The sequence below is a fragment of the Pandoraea terrigena genome (assembly GCF_902459705.1).
GTDB lineage: Bacteria > Pseudomonadota > Gammaproteobacteria > Burkholderiales > Burkholderiaceae > Pandoraea > Pandoraea terrigena.
This window is the reverse complement of the sequence record NZ_CABPRU010000006.1, coordinates 172,089-190,701: the sequence shown is the minus strand read 5'-3', so window position 1 is coordinate 190,701 and position 18,613 is coordinate 172,089. Positions and strand designations below refer to the sequence as shown.

At 66.4% G+C, this 18,613-nt stretch carries 19 protein-coding genes; 4 read left to right on the top strand and 15 right to left on the bottom strand.

Annotation, left to right across the window (positions count from 1 at the left end):
* The 3 genes from flgJ (at window position 1) to flgL (ending at window position 4,282) form a co-directional block, all read left to right on the top strand.
* The gene (flgJ, locus tag PTE31013_RS14670; RefSeq protein WP_150613525.1) at window positions 1-885 is read left to right on the top strand and encodes a flagellar assembly peptidoglycan hydrolase FlgJ; all 885 of its coding nucleotides are present in this window, start codon (window positions 1-3) and stop codon (window positions 883-885) included.
* 156 nt (window positions 886-1,041) lie between these two features.
* Window positions 1,042-3,030, top strand: a complete 1,989-nt coding sequence (flgK, locus tag PTE31013_RS14665; RefSeq protein WP_150613524.1) for a flagellar hook-associated protein FlgK — start codon at window positions 1,042-1,044, stop codon at window positions 3,028-3,030.
* A gap of 16 nt (window positions 3,031-3,046) precedes the next feature.
* Window positions 3,047-4,282, top strand: a complete 1,236-nt coding sequence (gene flgL, locus PTE31013_RS14660) for a flagellar hook-associated protein FlgL (protein WP_150613523.1) — start codon at window positions 3,047-3,049, stop codon at window positions 4,280-4,282.
* Window positions 4,283-4,396: 114 nt separating this feature from the next.
* Here the strand turns inward: flgL and fliR are convergent, their stop codons facing one another.
* The 13 genes from fliR to fliF all read right to left on the bottom strand — a co-directional run bounded on the left by fliR (window position 4,397) and on the right by fliF (window position 15,951).
* Window positions 4,397-5,188 (bottom strand): flagellar biosynthetic protein FliR, encoded by a 792-nt coding sequence (fliR, locus tag PTE31013_RS14655; protein ID WP_150590150.1) that lies wholly within the window; start codon window positions 5,186-5,188, stop codon window positions 4,397-4,399.
* Window positions 5,189-5,200: 12 nt separating this feature from the next.
* Window positions 5,201-5,470, bottom strand: a complete 270-nt coding sequence (fliQ, locus tag PTE31013_RS14650; RefSeq protein WP_026131892.1) for a flagellar biosynthesis protein FliQ — start codon at window positions 5,468-5,470, stop codon at window positions 5,201-5,203.
* A 14-nt stretch (window positions 5,471-5,484) separates the two neighbouring features.
* Window positions 5,485-6,279, bottom strand: coding sequence for a flagellar type III secretion system pore protein FliP (gene fliP / locus PTE31013_RS14645; protein WP_150613522.1), 795 nt, complete (start codon window positions 6,277-6,279; stop codon window positions 5,485-5,487).
* Window positions 6,279-6,833, bottom strand: a complete 555-nt coding sequence (fliO, locus tag PTE31013_RS14640; RefSeq protein ID WP_150613521.1) for a flagellar biosynthetic protein FliO — start codon at window positions 6,831-6,833, stop codon at window positions 6,279-6,281. The genes fliP and fliO overlap by 1 nt, the downstream gene beginning before the upstream one ends.
* Window positions 6,830-7,270, bottom strand: a complete 441-nt coding sequence (gene fliN, locus PTE31013_RS14635; RefSeq protein WP_150613520.1) for a flagellar motor switch protein FliN — start codon at window positions 7,268-7,270, stop codon at window positions 6,830-6,832. The genes fliO and fliN overlap by 4 nt, the downstream gene beginning before the upstream one ends.
* Entirely contained in the window at window positions 7,270-8,268 is a 999-nt protein-coding gene (fliM, locus tag PTE31013_RS14630) for a flagellar motor switch protein FliM (protein ID WP_150613519.1), read from the bottom strand. The genes fliN and fliM overlap by 1 nt, the downstream gene beginning before the upstream one ends.
* 7 nt (window positions 8,269-8,275) lie before the next feature.
* Window positions 8,276-8,710 carry a flagellar basal body-associated protein FliL gene (gene fliL / locus PTE31013_RS14625; RefSeq protein WP_246174581.1) on the bottom strand — a complete coding sequence of 145 codons (435 nt, stop codon included), beginning with the start codon at window positions 8,708-8,710 and terminating at the stop codon, window positions 8,276-8,278.
* 217 nt (window positions 8,711-8,927) lie between these two features.
* Window positions 8,928-10,361 (bottom strand): flagellar hook-length control protein FliK, encoded by a 1,434-nt coding sequence (locus PTE31013_RS14620; RefSeq protein WP_150613517.1) that lies wholly within the window; start codon window positions 10,359-10,361, stop codon window positions 8,928-8,930.
* Between the two features lie 19 nt (window positions 10,362-10,380).
* The gene (gene fliJ / locus PTE31013_RS14615) at window positions 10,381-10,833 is read right to left on the bottom strand and encodes a flagellar export protein FliJ (RefSeq protein WP_150613516.1); all 453 of its coding nucleotides are present in this window, start codon (window positions 10,831-10,833) and stop codon (window positions 10,381-10,383) included.
* Window positions 10,834-10,845: 12 nt separating this feature from the next.
* Window positions 10,846-12,417, bottom strand: a complete 1,572-nt coding sequence (fliI, locus tag PTE31013_RS14610; protein ID WP_425495570.1) for a flagellar protein export ATPase FliI — start codon at window positions 12,415-12,417, stop codon at window positions 10,846-10,848.
* A 170-nt stretch (window positions 12,418-12,587) separates the two neighbouring features.
* On the bottom strand, window positions 12,588-13,247 hold the full coding sequence (gene fliH / locus PTE31013_RS14605; protein ID WP_150613515.1) for a flagellar assembly protein FliH: 660 nt from the start codon (window positions 13,245-13,247) through the stop codon (window positions 12,588-12,590).
* 21 nt (window positions 13,248-13,268) lie between these two features.
* A complete protein-coding gene (gene fliG / locus PTE31013_RS14600) occupies window positions 13,269-14,267 on the bottom strand; it encodes a flagellar motor switch protein FliG (RefSeq protein WP_150613514.1) in 999 nt (332 codons plus the stop codon).
* Entirely contained in the window at window positions 14,254-15,951 is a 1,698-nt protein-coding gene (gene fliF / locus PTE31013_RS14595) for a flagellar basal-body MS-ring/collar protein FliF (protein WP_217426235.1), read from the bottom strand. Before fliF ends, fliG begins: the two co-directional genes overlap by 14 nt.
* Before the next feature lie 350 nt (window positions 15,952-16,301).
* On the opposite strand from fliF, the gene fliE reads away from it, so the two are divergent.
* Window positions 16,302-16,637: a flagellar hook-basal body complex protein FliE gene (fliE, locus tag PTE31013_RS14590; protein WP_150613512.1), complete on the top strand. Its 336-nt coding sequence runs from the start codon at window positions 16,302-16,304 to the stop codon at window positions 16,635-16,637.
* A 138-nt stretch (window positions 16,638-16,775) separates the two neighbouring features.
* On the opposite strand, the gene PTE31013_RS14585 is transcribed toward fliE, so the two are convergent.
* A complete protein-coding gene (locus PTE31013_RS14585) occupies window positions 16,776-17,168 on the bottom strand; it encodes an EscU/YscU/HrcU family type III secretion system export apparatus switch protein (protein ID WP_150613511.1) in 393 nt (130 codons plus the stop codon).
* Entirely contained in the window at window positions 17,165-18,589 is a 1,425-nt protein-coding gene (gene fliK, locus PTE31013_RS14580; RefSeq protein ID WP_150613510.1) for a flagellar hook-length control protein FliK, read from the bottom strand. The genes PTE31013_RS14585 and fliK overlap by 4 nt, the downstream gene beginning before the upstream one ends.
* Between the last annotated feature and the right edge of the window lie 24 nt (window positions 18,590-18,613).

The window sequence follows — 18,613 nt, the reverse complement described above, 5'->3', positions numbered from 1 at the left end:
ATGGCCGACGGCTCACGACTCACCGGCGCGGGCATACCGCTGCCCGACCTGACGCAACGCGCCACCTACGATATGCAGGGCCTCACGGCCTTGCGCGTTGCGGCCCACCAGCAGACGCCGCAGGCGACGCAGCAGGCGGCCAAGCAGTTCGAGGCCGTCTTCACGCAGATGATGATGAAGAGCATGCGCGACGCCACGATGTCCGGCGGCCTGCTCGGCAGCGATCAGGAAAAGATGTTCAACGGCATGCTCGACGGCCAGCTCGCGCAGCAGCTCGCATCGAACAAGGGCATAGGTCTGGCCGATATGATGCTCAAGCAGCTCGCCCGGACCGGCACCACGCTGCCGCCGGCGGCGACGGGGCGCCAGCAACCGTTGCAGGGCCGCGCCTACAATGCCGCCGATGCCATTGGCGTTGCCGAAGGGGCCCCGGCCGCCGCCGGCGATTTCGTCGAGCGCATGGCCACGGCCGCCCAGAACGCCAGCGCCAGCAGTGGCATACCGGCGCGCTTCATGCTCAGCCAGGCCGCGCTCGAATCCGGCTGGGGCAAGCGCGAGATCCGTCGCGGCGACGGCACCACGAGCTACAACGTCTTCGGCATCAAGGCGGGCAAGCACTGGACCGGGCCGACGGTCGAGGTCGCCACCACCGAGTATGTGAACGGCCAGCCGCGCAAGGTGATGGCCAAGTTCCGCGCCTACCGCTCCTATGACGAGGCGTTTGCCGATTACGCGAACTTGATTTCGAACAATCCGCGCTACGCGTCGGTCGTGGCGAGTGCCAACGACGCTGCCAGCTTCGCAACGAATCTCCAGCGCGCAGGCTATGCGACGGATCCGCAATATGCCAGCAAGCTGATCAAGATCATGAAGCACTTCGCCTGAGCGGCGCGAGCACTGGCCTGACCGGACGGGAACCGGCACGAAATCCTGTGGCGCGCCGGCCTCAATTTTGCCAGCGGGCTGCCGTAAACACATCGGTAACGGTGCGCGAGCGGACTTTCCGCCGTGGGGCGCACCCTCAATTCAAGCCGCGAGATCATGAGCCTAATCAATATTGGCATGAGCGGGCTGAACGCCTCCCAGTTCGCCCTGAACACCACCGGCAACAACATCTCCAACTCGGGGACGGCCGGCTACAACCGTCAGATTGTCGACTACACCCAGGCTGACAGCCAGTTCGCCGGGGTGGGCTACGTTGGCCAGGGCGTGTTGGTGAGCGACGTGTCGCGCGTGTACGACCAGTTCCTGTCGAATCAGGTCAATCAGGCGCAGACGCAGTACAGCCAGCTCAATACCTACTACCAGCAGATCTCGCAGGTCAACAACGCGCTGGGCAGTTCCACGACCGGCTTGTCGGCCTCGATGTCCACGTTCTTCACGAACCTGCAGACGATCGTGACCGCGCCGAACAACTCGGCCACCCGGGCGACAGTGATTTCGTCCGCGCAGACGCTCACGAGCATGTTCCAGTCGCTCTCGGGCACGCTGTCGTCGCTGCGTGCCAGCGTGAACGGCAACATTACCCAGGCGACCACGCAGATCAATACGTACGCCAAGCAGATCGCCAGCCTCAACGACGCGATTCTGCAGGCGCAGGGCAACGGCACCCATACGATGCCGAACGACCTGCTCGACCAGCGCGATCAGGCCGTCGCAAGTCTGAACGCGATCGTACAGACGAACGTCGTCAAGGACACCAACGGGTCGTACAACGTGTTCGTCGGCAATGGCCAGTCGCTGGTATCGGGCAACTCGGCCTATCAGATGACGACGGTGCCTTCGACCAGCGATCCGTCGCAAATGACCGTGGCCTACGTCACCGGCAACGGCACGAAGGTTGCGATTCCGGAGTCGTCGATCACCGGCGGCTCGCTCGCCGGCCTGTTGTCGTTCCGCAGCGGCGCGCTCACGCAGGCGCAAAACTCGCTCGGCCAGATCGCCATGTCGCTGGCCGGCACGTTCAACGCGCAGAACCAGTTGGGGATGGATCTCTACGGTCAGATGGGCGGCAACTTCTTCACGGTGCCCAATCCGACGATCATCGCGAATACCGGCAATTCGAACGCGGCCACGCTCAACGCCAGCATCACCGACGCCTCGAAGGTGACGGCAAGCGACTACTCGGTGAGCTTCGACGGCACGACCTACACGCTCACGCGCCAGACCGATGGCGCCAAGTGGACGGCGGGGGCACCGGCCACGCCGAGCACCCCGCTGAACTTCCAGGACGCTGGCGGCGCGGCGTTCGGCGATGGCTTTTCGGTCACGACAAGCGGCATGGTCGCCGGCGACAGCTTCGCGATCCAGCCCACGCGCAACGCCGCGCAGAACATCGGTGTGGCCATCACCGATCCGGGCAAGATCGCGCTGGCCGCACCGATCCTCGCCTCGACCCCCAGCACCAATAGCGGTTCGCTCAAGGTCGATCAGGGCAGTGTAGACGCCAGCTATCTGTCGAACGTGCTGAGCGCACCGGTCAACTTCACGTTCAGCAAAGACGCCGTGACCGGCGCACTGACGCTCGTGGCCCCGTCTCCGATGACGGTCACCGCCAATGGCGTGACGACCTCGTATGCCGCCGGCGCCACCGTGCCGTACAACGCCGCTACAGGGGCGAAGATCACGATGAGCGGCATGACGGTCAACCTGAGCGGCACGCCGTCCAATGGCGACACGTTCACCATTTCGCCGAATACGTCTGGCGCGGTGACCGACAACCGCAACGGTCTGGCGCTGTCGGCCCTGCAGAACGACACGACCAAGGTGGGGGGCACGCAGAGCTATGCGACCGCCTACGCGAGCCTGGTCTCGTTTGTCGGCTCGACCACGAATACGTACAAGTCGACCAGCGCGGCGCAGCAGACACTGTTGCAACAGACGCAGACGGCACAGCAGTCCAACTCTGGCGTGAACCTCGACGAAGAAGCGGCGAACCTGATCAAGTACCAACAGCTCTACCAGGCTAATTCGAAGGTGATTCAGACCGCGTCGACGTTGTTCAGCACCATCCTCCAGATCGTCAATTAAGCGCAGGGGCATCGCGATGCGTATCAGTACCAGCATGATTTACGATCAGGGGATGCGCTCGATGAGCCAGAACACCTCCGATCTTCTCAACGTTCAGGCGCAACTCTCGTCGGGCAAGCGTGTGACCACGCCGAGCGACGACCCGATTGCCTCGGCGCAGGCAGTGGCCGTGTCGCAGGACAACGCCATGAACACGCAGTACGCGTCGAACCGTCAGGCGGCGACCACCCAGTTGCAGCTCGAGGATTCGACCTTCGGCAACGTCATCAACGCGTTGCAGCACGTGATGTCGCAGGTCGTGTCGGCGGGCGATGCCTCGCTCAACGACAACGACCGCTCGACCATCGCGACCGATCTGCAATCGAGCTTCCAGCAATTGCTCTCGCTGGCGAATACGACCGATGCCAACGGCCAGTATCTGTTCTCGGGCTTCAAGGGCAATTCGGCAGCGTACATGGCCTCGGCCACGGGGGCATCGTACGCCGGCGATTCGGGCGTGCGCTACGTGCAGGTGAGCCCGAATCGTCAGATCGCGATCAACGATGTCGGCTCGAGCGTCTTCGAAGGCGTGCAGAGCGGTACGTCCGGCACGCTCATCAGCGGCAACGCCGCCAATCAGGGTACTGCGACGTACTCGCCCGTCTCGACGACCAACGTGGCGGCGGCGGGCGCGGACCACCAGTACCAGATCAGCTTCGCGATCGACAATACGACCACGCCGCCCACCACCAACTACACGGTCAAGGACCAGACGGATACGACCGTGCCGGACGTGACCGGCGCCTACACCGCCGGCCAGCCGATCTCGTTCGGCGGCAAGTCGGTGACGTTCTCGGGCGCGCCGGCCACGGGCGACACCTACACCGTGCAGCCGGCCGCCACGGGCGGCACGAACATGTTCGACAACCTGCAGGCGCTGATCAACACGCTCAAGACGCCGATCAGCAGCACGAACGGCGCGGGCCAGGCAAACCTGGACAACGCGCTGACGACGTTCAGCCAGAAGTTCAGCAACACCTACGACAACGTCACGACGATCCGCACGACCACGGGCTCTCGCATGAACGAACTCTCGGCGCTCAACAATATCGGCGACAGCAATTCGCTGAACTACCAGTCGCAGTTGGGCGATCTGCTCGACGTGGACTGGAACTCGGCGGCGACCAAGTTCTCGCAGTTGCAAGCCGCGTTGCAGGCGTCGCAGCAGAGCTTCCTGCAGACGCAGAAGCTTTCGCTGTTCAGTTTGCTCTGATCCGTCGCGCGGCACATTGCCCGCGCAGCATCGGGAGACAACGGGCCGCCCGGGATTGCCGGGCGGCCCGTTGTCATTCGAGCGCGCGGCGCAGCACCGCCGGCGCCCCGGCGTTCAGGGTTTCGGGACGAATGCGGCGGTCGTGCGAATCATCATGTCGATGCCGATGGCGATGAAGTGATCCATCACCGGGGCGATACGCGGCATCATCAGCTCGATCACCACCAGCCCGACGGCCAGCGTGAGCGGAAAGCCCACGGCGAAGATATTGAGCTGCGGCGCGGCGCGATTGAGGATGCCCAGCGCCAGGTTGCAGATGAGCAGCGCGGCCACGAGTGGCAGCGAGAGCATCAGCGCGAGCATGAAGAGCTGGCCGCCCAGCATGGCGAGGTAGTGCCAGCCTACACTCGAGAGCGGTGCGGCGGAGACCGGCAACACCGTGAAGCTCTGCACCAGCGTGGCGAACATCACCAGATGGCCATTGGTGGCGAGGAACACGAGCATGGCCACGACGTTGAGCAGCATGCCGAGCACGGCGGTGCTGCCGTCGCTGTTCGGGGTGAGCAGCGTGGCGAACGACAGCCCCATCTGCAAGCCGACGAAGTCGCCGGCCATGCTGATGGCCGAGAACACGATCTGCATGCACCACCCCAGCGCCGCGCCGATCATGACCTGCTGCACGAGGATCCAGAGTCCCTCCCACGAGAACGGCGAGGCGGCGGGCATCGGGCCGAGCACCGGTGCCAGCGCCAGCGCGACGATGCCCGCAAGCCCGATCTTGACCGTGCCGGGCACGGCGGCGTCGCCGAACAGCGGGGCGCTCATCGAGAGCGCCAGCAGGCGCACGAACGGAAACAGGAACGCCGCAATGACGCCCGAGAGTTGTTCGTAAGTGAAGCTGATCAACGCCGGCGCGGCTTACCCGACCAGGCCGGGAATGCCGGTGAGCAACTGGCGCATGTAGTCGACCATCAGGTTGAGCATCCAGGGGCCGGCGATCACCAGCGTGGCGAACACGGCCAGCAGCTTGGGGATGAACGAGAGCGTCATTTCGTTGATCTGCGTGGCGGCCTGGAACAGGCTCACGAGCAGACCCGAGACGAGGGCGACGAGCAGCAGCGGTGCGGCGAGCAACAGGGTGACCTGCATTGCCTGATGGGCCAGCGCCATGACGGTTTCCGGGGTCATTTCGCGTTCCTGCGCTACATCGTGAAGCTCTGGGCGAGCGAGCCCAGAAGCAGTTGCCAGCCGTCGACCACGACGAACAGCATCAACTTGAACGGCAGCGATACCGTCGAGGGCGAGACCATCATCATCCCCATCGACATCAACACGCTCGCGACCACCAGGTCGATGATCAGGAACGGGATGAAGATCGTGAAGCCGATCTGGAACGCGGTCTTCAGTTCGCTCGTGGCGAAGGCGGGCACGAGAATGCGCATCGGCACGTCTTCCGGGCCATTCATCGGCGGCGTTTTGGCCAGCTTGGCGAAGAGGGCGAGATCGGCTTCACGTGTTTGCTTGAGCATGAACGCGTGGAAGGGCTTGGCGCCCGTGTCGATGGCCTGCTCGAAGCTGATCTTGTTGGCGGCGAAAGGCTGATAGGCGTCAGTGTAGGCCTTGTCGAACACCGGCGACATGACGAAGAAGGTCAGGAACAGCGCCAGGCCGATCAGGATCTGGTTCGGCGGCGACGTGGTGACGCCGATGGCATGGCGCAGCAGCGAGAGCACGATGATGATGCGCGTGAACGCAGTCATCATCAGCAGCATCGCGGGCAGGAAGCCCAGCGACGTGAGCAGCAACATCGTCTGCACGGACAGCGAATACGTCTGTCCGCCGCCGGGCGCCGGGGTGGTGGTGAACGCGGGCAGCGTGGCCTGTGCAAGCGCGGTGCCCGGCAGGGCGAGGCAGGCGAGCGCGAGTCCGAGCGTGAGACCGAGTCCCCAGCCCGACAGACGCGGCAATTTCCCGGCCGACAGCAAGCCGCGCACCATCAGGAATCCTTTTTCATCGTTTCGCGCAATTTTTGCGCAAACGCCTGGGCGGCGCGGTTGGCGTGCGTGCCTGGATGGGAAACGGTCGGCGCGGGCGCGGCAGGCATTTCGGCAACGCGATCCGCATCGATCACATGAAGGCTGCGGACCTGGCCGGGCGCAACGCCCAGCACGATCCAGTCGCCCGCAACTTCCACGACCACTACGCGTTCGCGCTGGCCCACGGCGGCGCTGCCGACGATGCGCACGTTGCCGCCCCCCAGCGGGCGTTGCAGTCCGAAACGCTTGGCCAGCCACGCCAGCCCGAAGAGCAGTGCCAGCACGAGCACGAGGCCAAGCCCCGTCTGCACGATGCCCGCACCGCCAAGGCTGGGTACGGCCGCCGCCTGCGAGGCGGCGCCCTGTGCGTGAGCGGAGGTGATGGTCAGGCCGGCCAGCAGGGCGCATGCGGCGCGAGCGGTGCCGGACGTCGCGGCGCCAGCGCGGGCCGACCCGCGGCCGACGGCTGCCGCGGCACGCCCCACGGGGGTGCCGCGGACTTTTGTTGCATTCATCGGTTGAGCTTTCGGATGCGTTCGGATGGCGTGATGATATCAGTCAGGCGAATGCCGAACTTGTCGTTCACAACCACCACTTCGCCCTGGGCGATGAGGCAACCGTTGACCAGCACATCCATCGGCTCGCCGGCCATGCCGTCGAGTTCCACCACCGAGCCTTGCGCCAGTTGCAGCAGGTTCTTGATGGCGATCTTCGTGCGGCCCAGCTCCACGGTCATCTGAACCGGGATATCGAGGATCAGGTCGATGTCGTTGTGCGTGGCGTTCGGTGGATTGCCGGCTGCGGCCGACAGCGGCTGGAACACGGGGGCAGGGGCGGGGGCGGCGGCCGGTTGCGCCGCGGCATCGGTCGCCGTCTGCTCCGCCATGGCACTGGCCCACTCGTCCGCCATGGCCTGGGCGTCGTCACCAGGCGTTTGAGGGGTATCGCTCATCACTCGTTGTCCTTCGTGTAATCGCTGTGCGAATGGTTGATCATCTGGTCCACGCGCAGCGCGTATTGACCGTTGAAGACGCCGTAATTGCATTGCATCACGGGCACGCCATCGACCTTGGCTTCGAGCACCTCGGGCACGTCCAGCGGAATCACGTCGCCCACGCGCATATTGAGCAACTGCGAAAGCGTCATGTCGAACTGCGCAAGGTTGGTCACGATTTCCACGTCGGCGGCCTGCACCTGTTGCGAGAGCAGGCGCACCCAGCGCTTGTCCACTTCGAGCGTCTCGCCTTGCAGCGGGCTCGAGAGCTGGTCGCGCATCGGCTCAATCATCGAGTAGGGCATGCAGATGTGGAATTCGCCGCCGACCGAGCCGAACTCAATGTCGAACGTGGTCGTCACCACCACCTCGTTGGGCGTGGCGACGTTGGCGAACTGGGTGTGCATTTCGGCGCGCACGTACTCGAACTCGACCGGATATACCGGCTTCCACGAAGCGCCATAGTTCTCGAACACCAGGTCGAGCAGGCGGGCGATGATGCGCTGCTCGGTCTGGGTGAAGTCACGCCCCTCGACGCGGGTGTGGAACCGGCCGTCGCCGCCGAACAGGTTGTCCACCACCAGGAACACGAGGTTCGGATCGAACACGAACAACGCCGTGCCGCGCAGTGGCTTGATGTGGACCAGGTTGAGGTTGGTCGGGACCGGCAGGTTGCGGATGAACTCGCTGTACTTCTGCACACGCACGGGGCTGACCGAGATTTCGGCGCTGCGGCGCATGAAATTGAACAGGGCAATGCGGAACAAGCGCGAGAAGCGATCGTTGATGATCTCGAGCGTGGGCATGCGCCCGCGCACGATACGCTCTTGCGTCGCGATATTGTATGGCCGGATGCTGGAATGATCTTCCGCCTCCGACCGGTCATCCTGTTCGCCGGTGACACCCTTCAGAAGGGCATCGACCTCTTCCTGCGACAGGAACTCCTCATGCGCCATGTATCACTCACTGAATTACAAACGCGGTGAACAGCACGTCGCCCACGGCCTGCGGCGACATGTTGGCCGCGAACGGCTGCGCGACCAGTGTGCGGATCTCGCTCGCCAGGCGGCGCTTGCCGTCGATCGTGGCCAGATCCTCCGGCTGCTTGGACGACAGCAGCAGCAACACACGGCTGCGCACTTCGGGCATGTGCTGCGTGATGCGGGCTTGCGTCTCGGCGTCTGCCACCTTGAGCGAGAGGCCGATATGCAGATAGCGCTCTCCGTCTTCGCCCGACAGGTTCACCGTGAACGGGTCCAGGCTGACGAACACGGGCGGCGGCGGGGGCGGCGGTGCTTTCGCGGTTTCGTGGCGTCCGGTCAGCAAATACACGGCCGTTGCCGCGCCGGCAGCGGCCATGAGGGCTACCGCAACGATCAACAGAATCCATTTGCGCATGCTCCCTCCGGAGGGAGCCGCGGCTTGTGTCGGTGCGGGATTTGCCATGTGTTCGCCTGCTATTGGGTAATGATTGTCGGCCAAGCCGCCAACGGGTGATCGGCCGAAAAGAAGGGACAATCGCGTCTAACTCGCGTCTTTGTCTTAACGGCAGGAAAACCCGCTGGCTTGAGGGCGGCGCGACGCCCGGTCGCGTCGCTCGTGCAAAACCGGGCGATCAGGCGAACGTGTCGACGAGACCGTTGCTCACGCGTACCGGAACGCTCGCGGTCGTGGCGAGCACCGCGTCGTCGCCCTGACCGAAGCCCGGCGTGCCGCGTGCGCTGCCGTTGCCGCTTCCATTACCACTCCCGTTGCCGTTCGCGCCCTGCTGGGCAAAGGCCTGTTGCTGCGAGCTGTCGCTGCTCACGGTCGCGTTGCCCAGCGCGATGCCATTGTTGGCAAGGCTTTCGCGCAGTTGCGGCAAGGCCGCCTGCACGGCGTCGCGCACGGCGGCGTGCTGCGAGACGAACATCGCTTGCGCCGAGTCGTTCGCCACGTTCAACACCACATGCAGCGGGCCGAGATCGGGCGGATTCAGGCTCAATTGCGCGGTCTGCGCATGGGCGGACGAGAGCCACACGACTTGTTGCGAGAGCTGGTTGTTCCAGTCCTGCGTCCCCACCCGCGCATTCAACGCGAGCGCGGCCGGCAGATTGGCCTGGGCGGCCAACTGCGGCTGGGCGTCCAGGGCGGGCGCGGCCGTTTGCGCCATCTGTGCGGCCGCTTGCGTGGCCGTGGCGGTGGCCGCTTGCGCAGCCGTGTCGCGATGTCCCTGTGCCTGCGCCAGCGTGTCGGCCATGCGTTGCGCCTGAGCGTCTGCGCTGACCGTTGTGCTAGCGGCCTTGGCGTCGGCTGCGGCCGGTTGCGCGCTCGCCTGCGCTGCCGTCCCATTCTTGGCCAGTGCGTCGAGCGAGAGGCCGCCAGTCTTGTTGGCGTTCGACGCCGCCGTGCCATCGACCGGTGTGCCCGCCTTTGCGGTCCCGGTCGCGGCCTTGGCGTCGGTGGCGGCACCACCGGCCGGCGCCTGGCCGGCCAGTTGCGCGACGCCCGTGGCCTGCAAGGCACCGCTCACCGCCGCAGCAACGGCCGCGTCGGCGCCGGGCTTGGCGTCGCCCGCGTTGGCGGGCGCGGCCGACACGTGCGGTGCCAGCGGCGCGTTGTTCATCGCGGCGAGGGCCACGGCAAGGGCGGCTGCCGGATCACCGGGCGCCGCAGCGGCCGGCGTTGCGTCGGCGGTGCTTTCGCGCTTGTCGCCTTCGTCCGTCGTCGATTTCGAGGGTTTCGTCGAAGCGTTCGTTGGGCCTGTTTGACCCATTTGGTTCGCCTGGCTCGCTTGATCGGCGCCCGAGGCGTTGTTGGCGGCGTTGTCCGTCGGCGTCGAGCTGCCGCCCGAGGCGTTCCCGGACGACGTATTCGTCTGCCCGGCGCGCGCAGACGTGTTGCTCGTGGGGCTCGTGGCGGGCTGGACAGTCTGGCGCGTCTGCTCGGAGAGCACGGCAGAGAAGGGCAGCGCGCTGTTGTCGTCGGTGTTTGACGACCCGGCGCGGTTGCCCTTCACGGCTTGCAGGGCAGCGCCTGCGGAATCGGTCAGGAAACTCAGAATGGACATGTTGGGCGCCTCGGGTCCTTCAAATCGGGGATTCGGCACGACGGCGCAGGCTGCGCGCGGCGTACTCGTCGTTTTCCTTCTGCTCGCGACGCGCCACGCGCAGCGCCGTGCGGGCTTGCTCGCGCGACGCGAGCGTGCCGAAGGAGTTCAGGCGGCGCTGCTGCGCCTGCCATTCGCGGCGGGCGGCCGCGAGGCGCTCGTCGGCTTGTTCGAGCAGCATGGCTTGCTGTTCGATGGCCGTGTCGAGCGTATCGATGAATTGCTGAAAGTTGCGCCAGTCGCAGCCTGCCATGCCCTGAATCGTCGCCGTCTGCATGCGTGTGCGATATTCGTGACGGTACTGGCGCAGCGCTTCGAGCTGACGCTCGACCTCGGCGCGCTGCGTCTGGCGTTCGCCGAGCAGGCGCGCGGCTTCGTCGACGTCCTTCTGGGCGAGTTCGATGAGCAGCTTGAGGGGCAGGGTGGAATTCATGGCCGCCGCCGTTTAGTGGAACAGGCCGTGCATCTGGTGCACGGCGTCCGGATAACTGGCCCGCTCGCGCATTCCCTGTTGCAGGAAGTGTTCGAGACGGGGATACAGCTCGATCGCCTGATCGAGCATCGGGTCGCTGCCCGGTGCGTACGCGCCCACATTGATGAGATCGCGATTGCGCTGATAGCGCGAGAGCATCTGCTTGAAGCGCCGTACCTTGTCGAACTGTCCGTCGTCGATGAGCGAGGCCATCGCACGACTGATCGACTGTTCGATGTCGATCGCCGGGTAGTGGCCCGACTCGGCCAGTTGACGCGAGAGCACGATATGCCCGTCGAGAATGGCGCGGGCCGAATCGGCGATCGGATCCTGCTGATCGTCGCCCTCGGTAAGCACGGTATAGAACGCCGTGATCGAGCCGCCACCGTCTGGCCCGTTACCGGCACGTTCGACCAGCGCCGGGAGCTTGGCGAACACCGATGGCGGATAGCCTTTCGTCGCCGGCGGCTCGCCGATCGCCAGTGCGATTTCGCGTTGCGCCATCGCATAACGCGTGAGCGAATCCATGATCAGCAGCACGTCCTTGCCCTGGTCGCGGAAGTACTCGGCCAGCGTGGTGGCGTACGCCGCACCTTGCAGGCGCAGCAGCGGCGAGACGTCGGCCGGTGCCGCCACGACGACGGAGCGCGCCAGGCCGTCCGGTCCGAGAATGTTCTCGATGAAGTCCTTCACCTCGCGCCCGCGCTCGCCGATCAGGCCCACGACGATGACTTCGGCCTGCGTGAAGCGGGCCATCATGCCCAGCAGTACGCTCTTGCCGACGCCCGAGCCCGCGAAGAGGCCCATGCGTTGGCCGCGCCCGACGGTGAGCAGGGCATTGATGGCGCGCACCCCCACGTCGAGCACCGACTCGATGGGGGCGCGGCCCAGCGGATTGATCGGCACCGACGCGAGCGAGGCGCTGTCGGTCATGCCCAGCGGGCCGAAATCGTCGAGCGGCCGGCCGGCAGCGTCGACCACGCGGCCGAGCAGCGCTTCGCCGACCGGCAGGCGCTTGCCGTTGTGACGTTGATTCGGCAGCGGACCGTCGGCGGCGGGCTCCATCGGGTACACGCGAGCGCCCGGCAGCAGGCCAGCGACTTCCGTCTGCGGCATCAGGAACAGGCGGTCGCCGCCGAAGCCGACGACTTCCGCTTCGGCCGTGGCCGGTTCGCGCGACGCGTCGTGCACGGGCAGCTCGATCAGGCAGCCTGCGCCGACCGGCAGGCGCAGGCCAACGGCTTCGAGCACGAGTCCGGCCGCGCGCGTGAGGCGGCCGCAGCGGCGTGTCGGTTCGACGGCGTGCACGTGGGCGATGCGCTCGCGCAGGGTGTTCTGCCAGCGGCGCAGATGCGAGTCGCTGGCAATCTCGCGGGCGTCCAGGACATGCTTGGACGCTTTCGGCGCGGCGGATTCGGCGGCAACGCCCGGATCGACGCCAGCAGGTGCCGTATCCGCATGGGTCGGTTGAGCGGGGCCGTCGCTGTGCTCGGTGGGCTCGGCGAGATCGTCGGGTTGCAGCGCACCGGCCTGCGCGGTCTGCAGGGGCGTATCCAGGCCTGAGCCGACGCCGGCATCGATTTCATCCCACAGGCGCACCGACGGCGTCGTGCCGTCGTTCGCCGGGGCGGGCGTGGGCGGCGTCGCGTCATCGTGCGTGTTCTCGGTGCTGGGCAGCACCGGTGCATGCGCGGTGAGCGGGATGAATTCGGCGTTCACCACGGCAGATCCTTGCCCAGCGCAGCCATGACGCGCTGCCAGCGCGTGGCGACCGTGGCGTCGACTTCGCCGCTCGCGGCTTCGGCCTTGCAGCCACCGCGTTCGATGGCGGGATCGGCGCGTACCGCCCAGCCTGCCGCACGCAGTTCCGCGCCCACATGCGCTTCGACGAGCGCGACGTCTTCGGGATGCAGCAGCAGACGGGGCGAGCCGGTGACCGGATCGTTGGAGAGCAGGTCGCGCACGATGGGCAGCAACGTTTCCGGATGCATCGTGAGCGTCTGGCGCAGCGCCTGGCGCGCGATGTCGAGCGCCAGCCCGAGCAGCGGCTCGGCCACTTCGCGATCGATGGCGTTCACGGCGTTGCCAAACCCGTGCGCGATATCGGCGAGTTGCGCGGCGCGCGTGTCGACGTCCCGCTGTCCGGCGGCTTGTCCGGCGGCATAGCCCTCGGCGTGACCGGTGGCGTAACCCTGCGCGTGGCCTTCGGCGCGGGCTTCCTCACGCCACGCGGCGATCTGCTGCGCGAGCGCGGGGTCGTCGAGCGGGTTGGGCGGCAACGGTTGCGGCGGGGGCGGGGGCGGCGGCGGATCGAACGACGCCATCTCCCAGCGCTGCCAGGCGGAGAGGCGTTCCTTCGGGATGATGGTCGACATTCGCGTGCGGTCCCCGGTCGGTTACACGTAGGCGTCTTCGCCGCGGCCGCCCACCATGATGGCGCCCTGATCGGCCAGACGTCGCACCACTTGCAGCACCTTCTTCTGTTCGGCTTCGACTTCCGAGACGCGCACTGGACCGCGCGATTCGAGGTCCTCGCGCAACAGCTCGGCCGCGCGCGCGGACATGTTCTTGAAGAACTTCTCGCGCAGCTCGACCGGCGCGCCCTTGAGCGCGATGATGAGCGATTCCGACTCGATTTCCTTGAGCAGCACCTGAATGCTGCGGTCTTCCACGTCCAGCAGGTTCTCGAACACGAACATCTCTTCGACGATCTTCGCCGCGAGGTCCGAGTCGTAGGTGCGCACGGCTTCGATGACCGATTCTTCGTGCACACCGCCCAGGTAGTTGAGAATTTCCGCTGCGGTGCGCACCCCGCCCATCGGGCTGCGCTTGATGTTCTCGCTGCCCGAGAGCAGTTTCGTCAGCACGTCGTTGAGTTCGCGCAGCGCGGCCGGCTGAATGCCGTCGAGCGTGGCAATACGCAGCACGACGTCGTTGCGCAGACGCTCCGTGAACAGGGCAAGCACTTCCGATGCCTGATCGCGGTCCAGATGCACGAGGATCGTGGCGATGATCTGCGGATGCTCGTGGCGGATCAGCTCGGCGACCGCCGTGGAGTCCATCCACTTCAGGCCCTCGATACCGCTGGTGTCGCCGCCTTGCAGGATGCGCTCGATGAGGCCGGCGGCCTTGTCGCTGCCCAGCGCCTTGTTGAGCACCGAGCGAATGTATTCGGACGAATCGAGCGAGAGCGCCGAGTGCTGTTCGGCTTCGAGCACGAAGTCCTGCAGCACGTCGGCGATCTGGTCGCGCGTGACTTGCCGCAGCGAGGCCATGGCCGCGCCGAGCTTCTGCACTTCGCGCGGCGCGAGGTACTTGAAGACCTCCGCCGCTTCGTCTTCACCCAGCGACATCAGGAGGATGGCGCTGCGTTCAAGTCCCTCAGCCGCGCTCATCGCCACCACCTACCCATGATTTGACTACCGTTGCCACGATCTTCGGATCCTGTCGCGCGACCTGGCGCGCGTACTGCAAATTACGCTCGTAGGCGCTGAGTTCGGCCCGCTTGCCGGCATCGCCGTCGGCACTCTCGCCGTCGCTCCCTTCCGCGTCCGCTGCGCCGCCCGCACCGGCTGCACCGGCCAGCGTCGGCTCGGCTGGCGGCGGCGGACTCAGGTGCTTGCGAATGGCCGGGCGGATGACGCCAAACCACAGGTAGAGGCCGACCAGCCCGATCAACACCCATTTGCCGACTTGCTTGGCCAGTTCGATGTTCTGCCGCTGACGCCACCACGGCAGGTTGGCTTCCGGATCGGCCTCGACCGTGAATGGGCTGTTGACGATGTTGAGCGTGTCGCCGCGCTGGCTCGAGTAGCCGATGGCTTCCTTCGCCAGATTCTGAATCTGGTCGAGCTGCGCTTGCGTGAGCGCCACCATCGCTGCCTTGCCCTTCGCGTCGGTGCCCGGGTGATAGTTCACGACCACGGCGGCCGACAGGCGCTTCAGGCCGCCCGTTGCTTGCTGTACGTGGCGAATCGTGCGGTCGACTTCGTAGTTGACGGTGGCGTCCTTGCGATCGCTGCGCGGGCCCTGCGCGGCGCTGGCGGCGCTCGCCGCGTTGGCGGCGTTTTGCTGGGCAAACTGCTGTTGCGTCTGCGTGATCGGCGCGGTGGCTTGACCCGGTGGCTGGTTCGACAGCGCGCCGGGCACCCCGCCCGCGGGCGTGAGGCCGATCTGTGACGCTTCGCTGTTCTGCTGGCTGCGCACGGCCTGCTCGCCCGAGTTCGGCTTGTAGTTCTCGGACGTCTGCTCGACCTGGTTGAAGTCGACGTCCGCCGTCACCTGCGCGTGCACGTTCCCCGGCCCGACGATCGGGTTCAGGATCGCCTCGATGCGGCGTGCGTACGACTGTTCGAGTTCGCGAACGTACTTGAGCTGGCTGGCGTCCAGGCCCAGCGCGTTGCCGCCCTGTGCGGAGAGCAGGTTGCCGTTCTGATCGAGCACCGTGACATTGTTGACCGGCAGCTCGGGCACGCCCGAGGCGACCATGTGCACGATGGCGCTGACCTGGGCGTCGTCGAGCACGCGGCCCGGATACAGCGTGACGAGCACCGAGGCGCTCGGCTTTTGCCGCTCGCGCACGAAGACCGTCGGCTTGGGGATCGCGAGGTGCACGCGCGCGGCCTGCACAGCGGACAGTGATTCGACCGAGCGAGCGAGTTCGCCTTCGAGGGCGCGCTGGTAATTGACCTGCTCGGCAAACTGGCTGATGCCGAACTTCTGATTGTCCATCAATTCGAAGCCGACCAGACCGCCCTTGGGCAGGCCCTGCGAGGCCAGGCGCAGTCGCACCTCGTGCACCTGTTCGGCCGGCACCAGAATGGCACCGCCGCCCTCGGCGAACTTGTACGGCACGTTCATCTGCTGCAGCGAAGTGATGATGGCACCGCCGTCGCGATCGCCCAGGTTGCTGTACAGCACCTTGTAGTCGGGGGCGCGGCTCCAGAGGAATGCGGCGATCAGCAAGGCGAGGAGGGCCGCGCCACCGATGAGCAGCGGCAGACGCTCGCGCGAGCGCAACTGCGCGAGCAGGGGCGCCGGCTTGGCGGCGACGTCCGCCGACTGGGTGGCGGCGTTCATGCGCGGCTCCACGCCAGCGGCGTTGATACGACGTTCTTCGCGGTGGAAGTGCTCACTAACATGCGACAGAATTCTCCGGGGGTGCGCTTGGCATCGCGCTCACGTGCGAAGGTCGCTAAGGATTGGAAAGATCCGTTACCGGGTGCGCACGATGCCGATGGTCCTGATTATTCGTTGGCGAATATGGAATCGTTTTGACGATTAGGCGGGTGTTTTGCCACCAATTACGGTCTTGGGGGCTTGCCAGGCGGTGGTAAGCTCCGGCGTAACTGATAAAAGGCGAACGGGTGCGCGCGACGCGGTGTTGCGGCGGCGCCGGTGCCGCTCGAAGACAAGCGAGGACAAGCATCATGGCCATTCCGGGGATCGAGTCGGTGTTGCAGAAGCTGGGCAGCGTGGCGTCGCAGGCGGCGGGTTCGGTCCTGGGCACCGCGAGTGCTGGCGCTGGGGCGACCTCGGCGACAGGCGGTTTCGCGTCCGAGCTGGAGAATTCGCTCAAACGCGTCTCGTCGGCGCAGAACGGCGCTGAGGCACAAGCCCGCGCGTTCGAAATGGGTGGGTCGGGTGTGGCGCTCAACGACGTCATGGTCGACCTGCAGAAAGCCAATATCGGCTTCCAGATGAGCCTGCAAGTGCGCAACAAGCTCGTCTCGGCTTATACGACCGTGATGAACATGCAAGTGTGACGCAGACGTATGACGCGGGAGGGCGCGCCAGGGCGCATCCGCAGCACCAAGAAGGCCCCGCCGATCCGCGGGGCTTTTTTTTCGGCGGCAGGTTCGCTGCCGCGCGGCGATCGCCTGCGCTGCGCGGAGGGTACGACCTTAGCGCGCGCGGGGTTCGGCGGACGGGGCGTCGAGCGCGTTGGACGGTGGCGTGGACGCGGCAGGCGAGACGCCGGTCGGGATCCCGGAGGCACTGACGCCGGGTGGAAGCGGCGGTGGATGGCCGCCGCGTCCTGCTTCAAGCTTATAGAGCCACGCCAGCAATTCCGCGACCGCCTGATAGAGCTGTGCCGGGATCCGCTGGTCGAGGTCGACCTGCATGAGCAGGCTCACCAGTTCCGGCGATTCATGCACGTACAGGCCATGTTCGTGCGCGGTGCGCACGATCGTCTCGGCGAGCAGGCCGTAGCCCTTCGCCACCACGCGTGGCGCCGTGTCGTTCGCCCCGTAGGCCAGCGCGATCGCCGTGCGACGTTCCGGTGGGAGCGTCATACCTCATCTCCGGTCTGTCCCGTTGACGACACGTGGCTCGCCACCGGCACCGGGCGTCCGGTGCCGGTGGCAGGCGCGGCAGCATTGCGAGGGTTTGCAGGGTTGACGCTTGCCGGTGATCCATCGACGCTTCCGCCCGTGTCCGTCACCGCGCCGAACGACAACTGGCTCGCGATGAGTCCGACGGCGGCGAGCCGCTGGCGTAATCCTTCACCCTCTTGCGACAGCGCATCGGCCGACACGGTCGAATCGGTCAGCAGGCGGGCCTGTAACTGCTGCCCGGACAACCCGAGCGTGACGTCGACCGTACCCAGCAACGGCAGCGTGAGACGCAGATGGGTATGCCATGTCGACGGCGTGGGTGCCTCGCCGGGCATCGTTTGCCCGGCGCGTTCCTCGACTTGCCACGCCATCGGTGCGCCCGGCCACGCCATGCCGTTCCACTGGAATTGCGGGTTCACCAGCATGTCGAGCTGCTGACGCACCAGCGTGACACTCTCCGCAGGCGCATTCGCGACGGCGGCAATCGCCCCAGCCGGACCATGCGGCGCGGCATTCGCAGGTGAGCTGCTGCCCAGCGCGGTCAGGGTGGCGTCGCCACCCTGCGCGCCTGGCAGTACGCTGCTCGTCGTATGCACGACGCTTGCGGCATGCGCGAGTGCGTTGGCCGTGTTGGGCAGATTGGCGCTCGCATGCAGACCGCCATCGGTTGCCTCGCCCGCGAATGGCGGCGCACCGACGCTGGACGACGTGGTGCCGTAGGTGGCCGCTGAGGACAGGGCCGACGGGCTGAGCGCCGGCCAGCCGGTGGCCAGCGCCGCTTCGGCACCCGCGGGGCCGAGCAGACGGGTGAGCGGGCCGGGGCCGGGCAGCGTGGCGTCGGCGCCGGCCGCGCGCAACTGCGCGGCCAGGTTGGCCGACGCGGGCCAGCGCAACTGCGGCTCGGCCTGCAACTGCTCGAACGAACGGCTGCCCGATGCCCACTGCGACAGATGCGATTCGTAAAAGAGTCCGCTCGCGGACAACGCTTCCTTCAACGCCTCCGCGAGCAGCGGCGCGAGCGCGGGCGCGCCGGTACCGGGAGCGGCAGGCCACACCGGTGTGCTCGCCTGCACGGGCCCGGGCGAGTCGGGGGCGAGCCGCAGAATCGTGTCGATGGTACGCGCGGCGGCCGAGAGGGTGGCCTGTTGAACGGCGGTGGGGAGCTGGGCGACGGTTTGCGCGGACGCATTGCCGAGTCCGACGGCGGCTGTCGACGTGCGGGTCGCGAGATCGCCGAGGGCGGACGTGGCGTCGCCGGTGGGCTGCATGCCGGATACGGCGCTGGGCGCGCTCGTCGAGGCAGCCCCGTGCCCGACGCCGAGCAGGGCGTCGAGCCGTCGTGCGAGCGTTGTGGCCAGCACCGAATCGAGACCGGCCATACGTGACTCCGAATAATGGGCGAC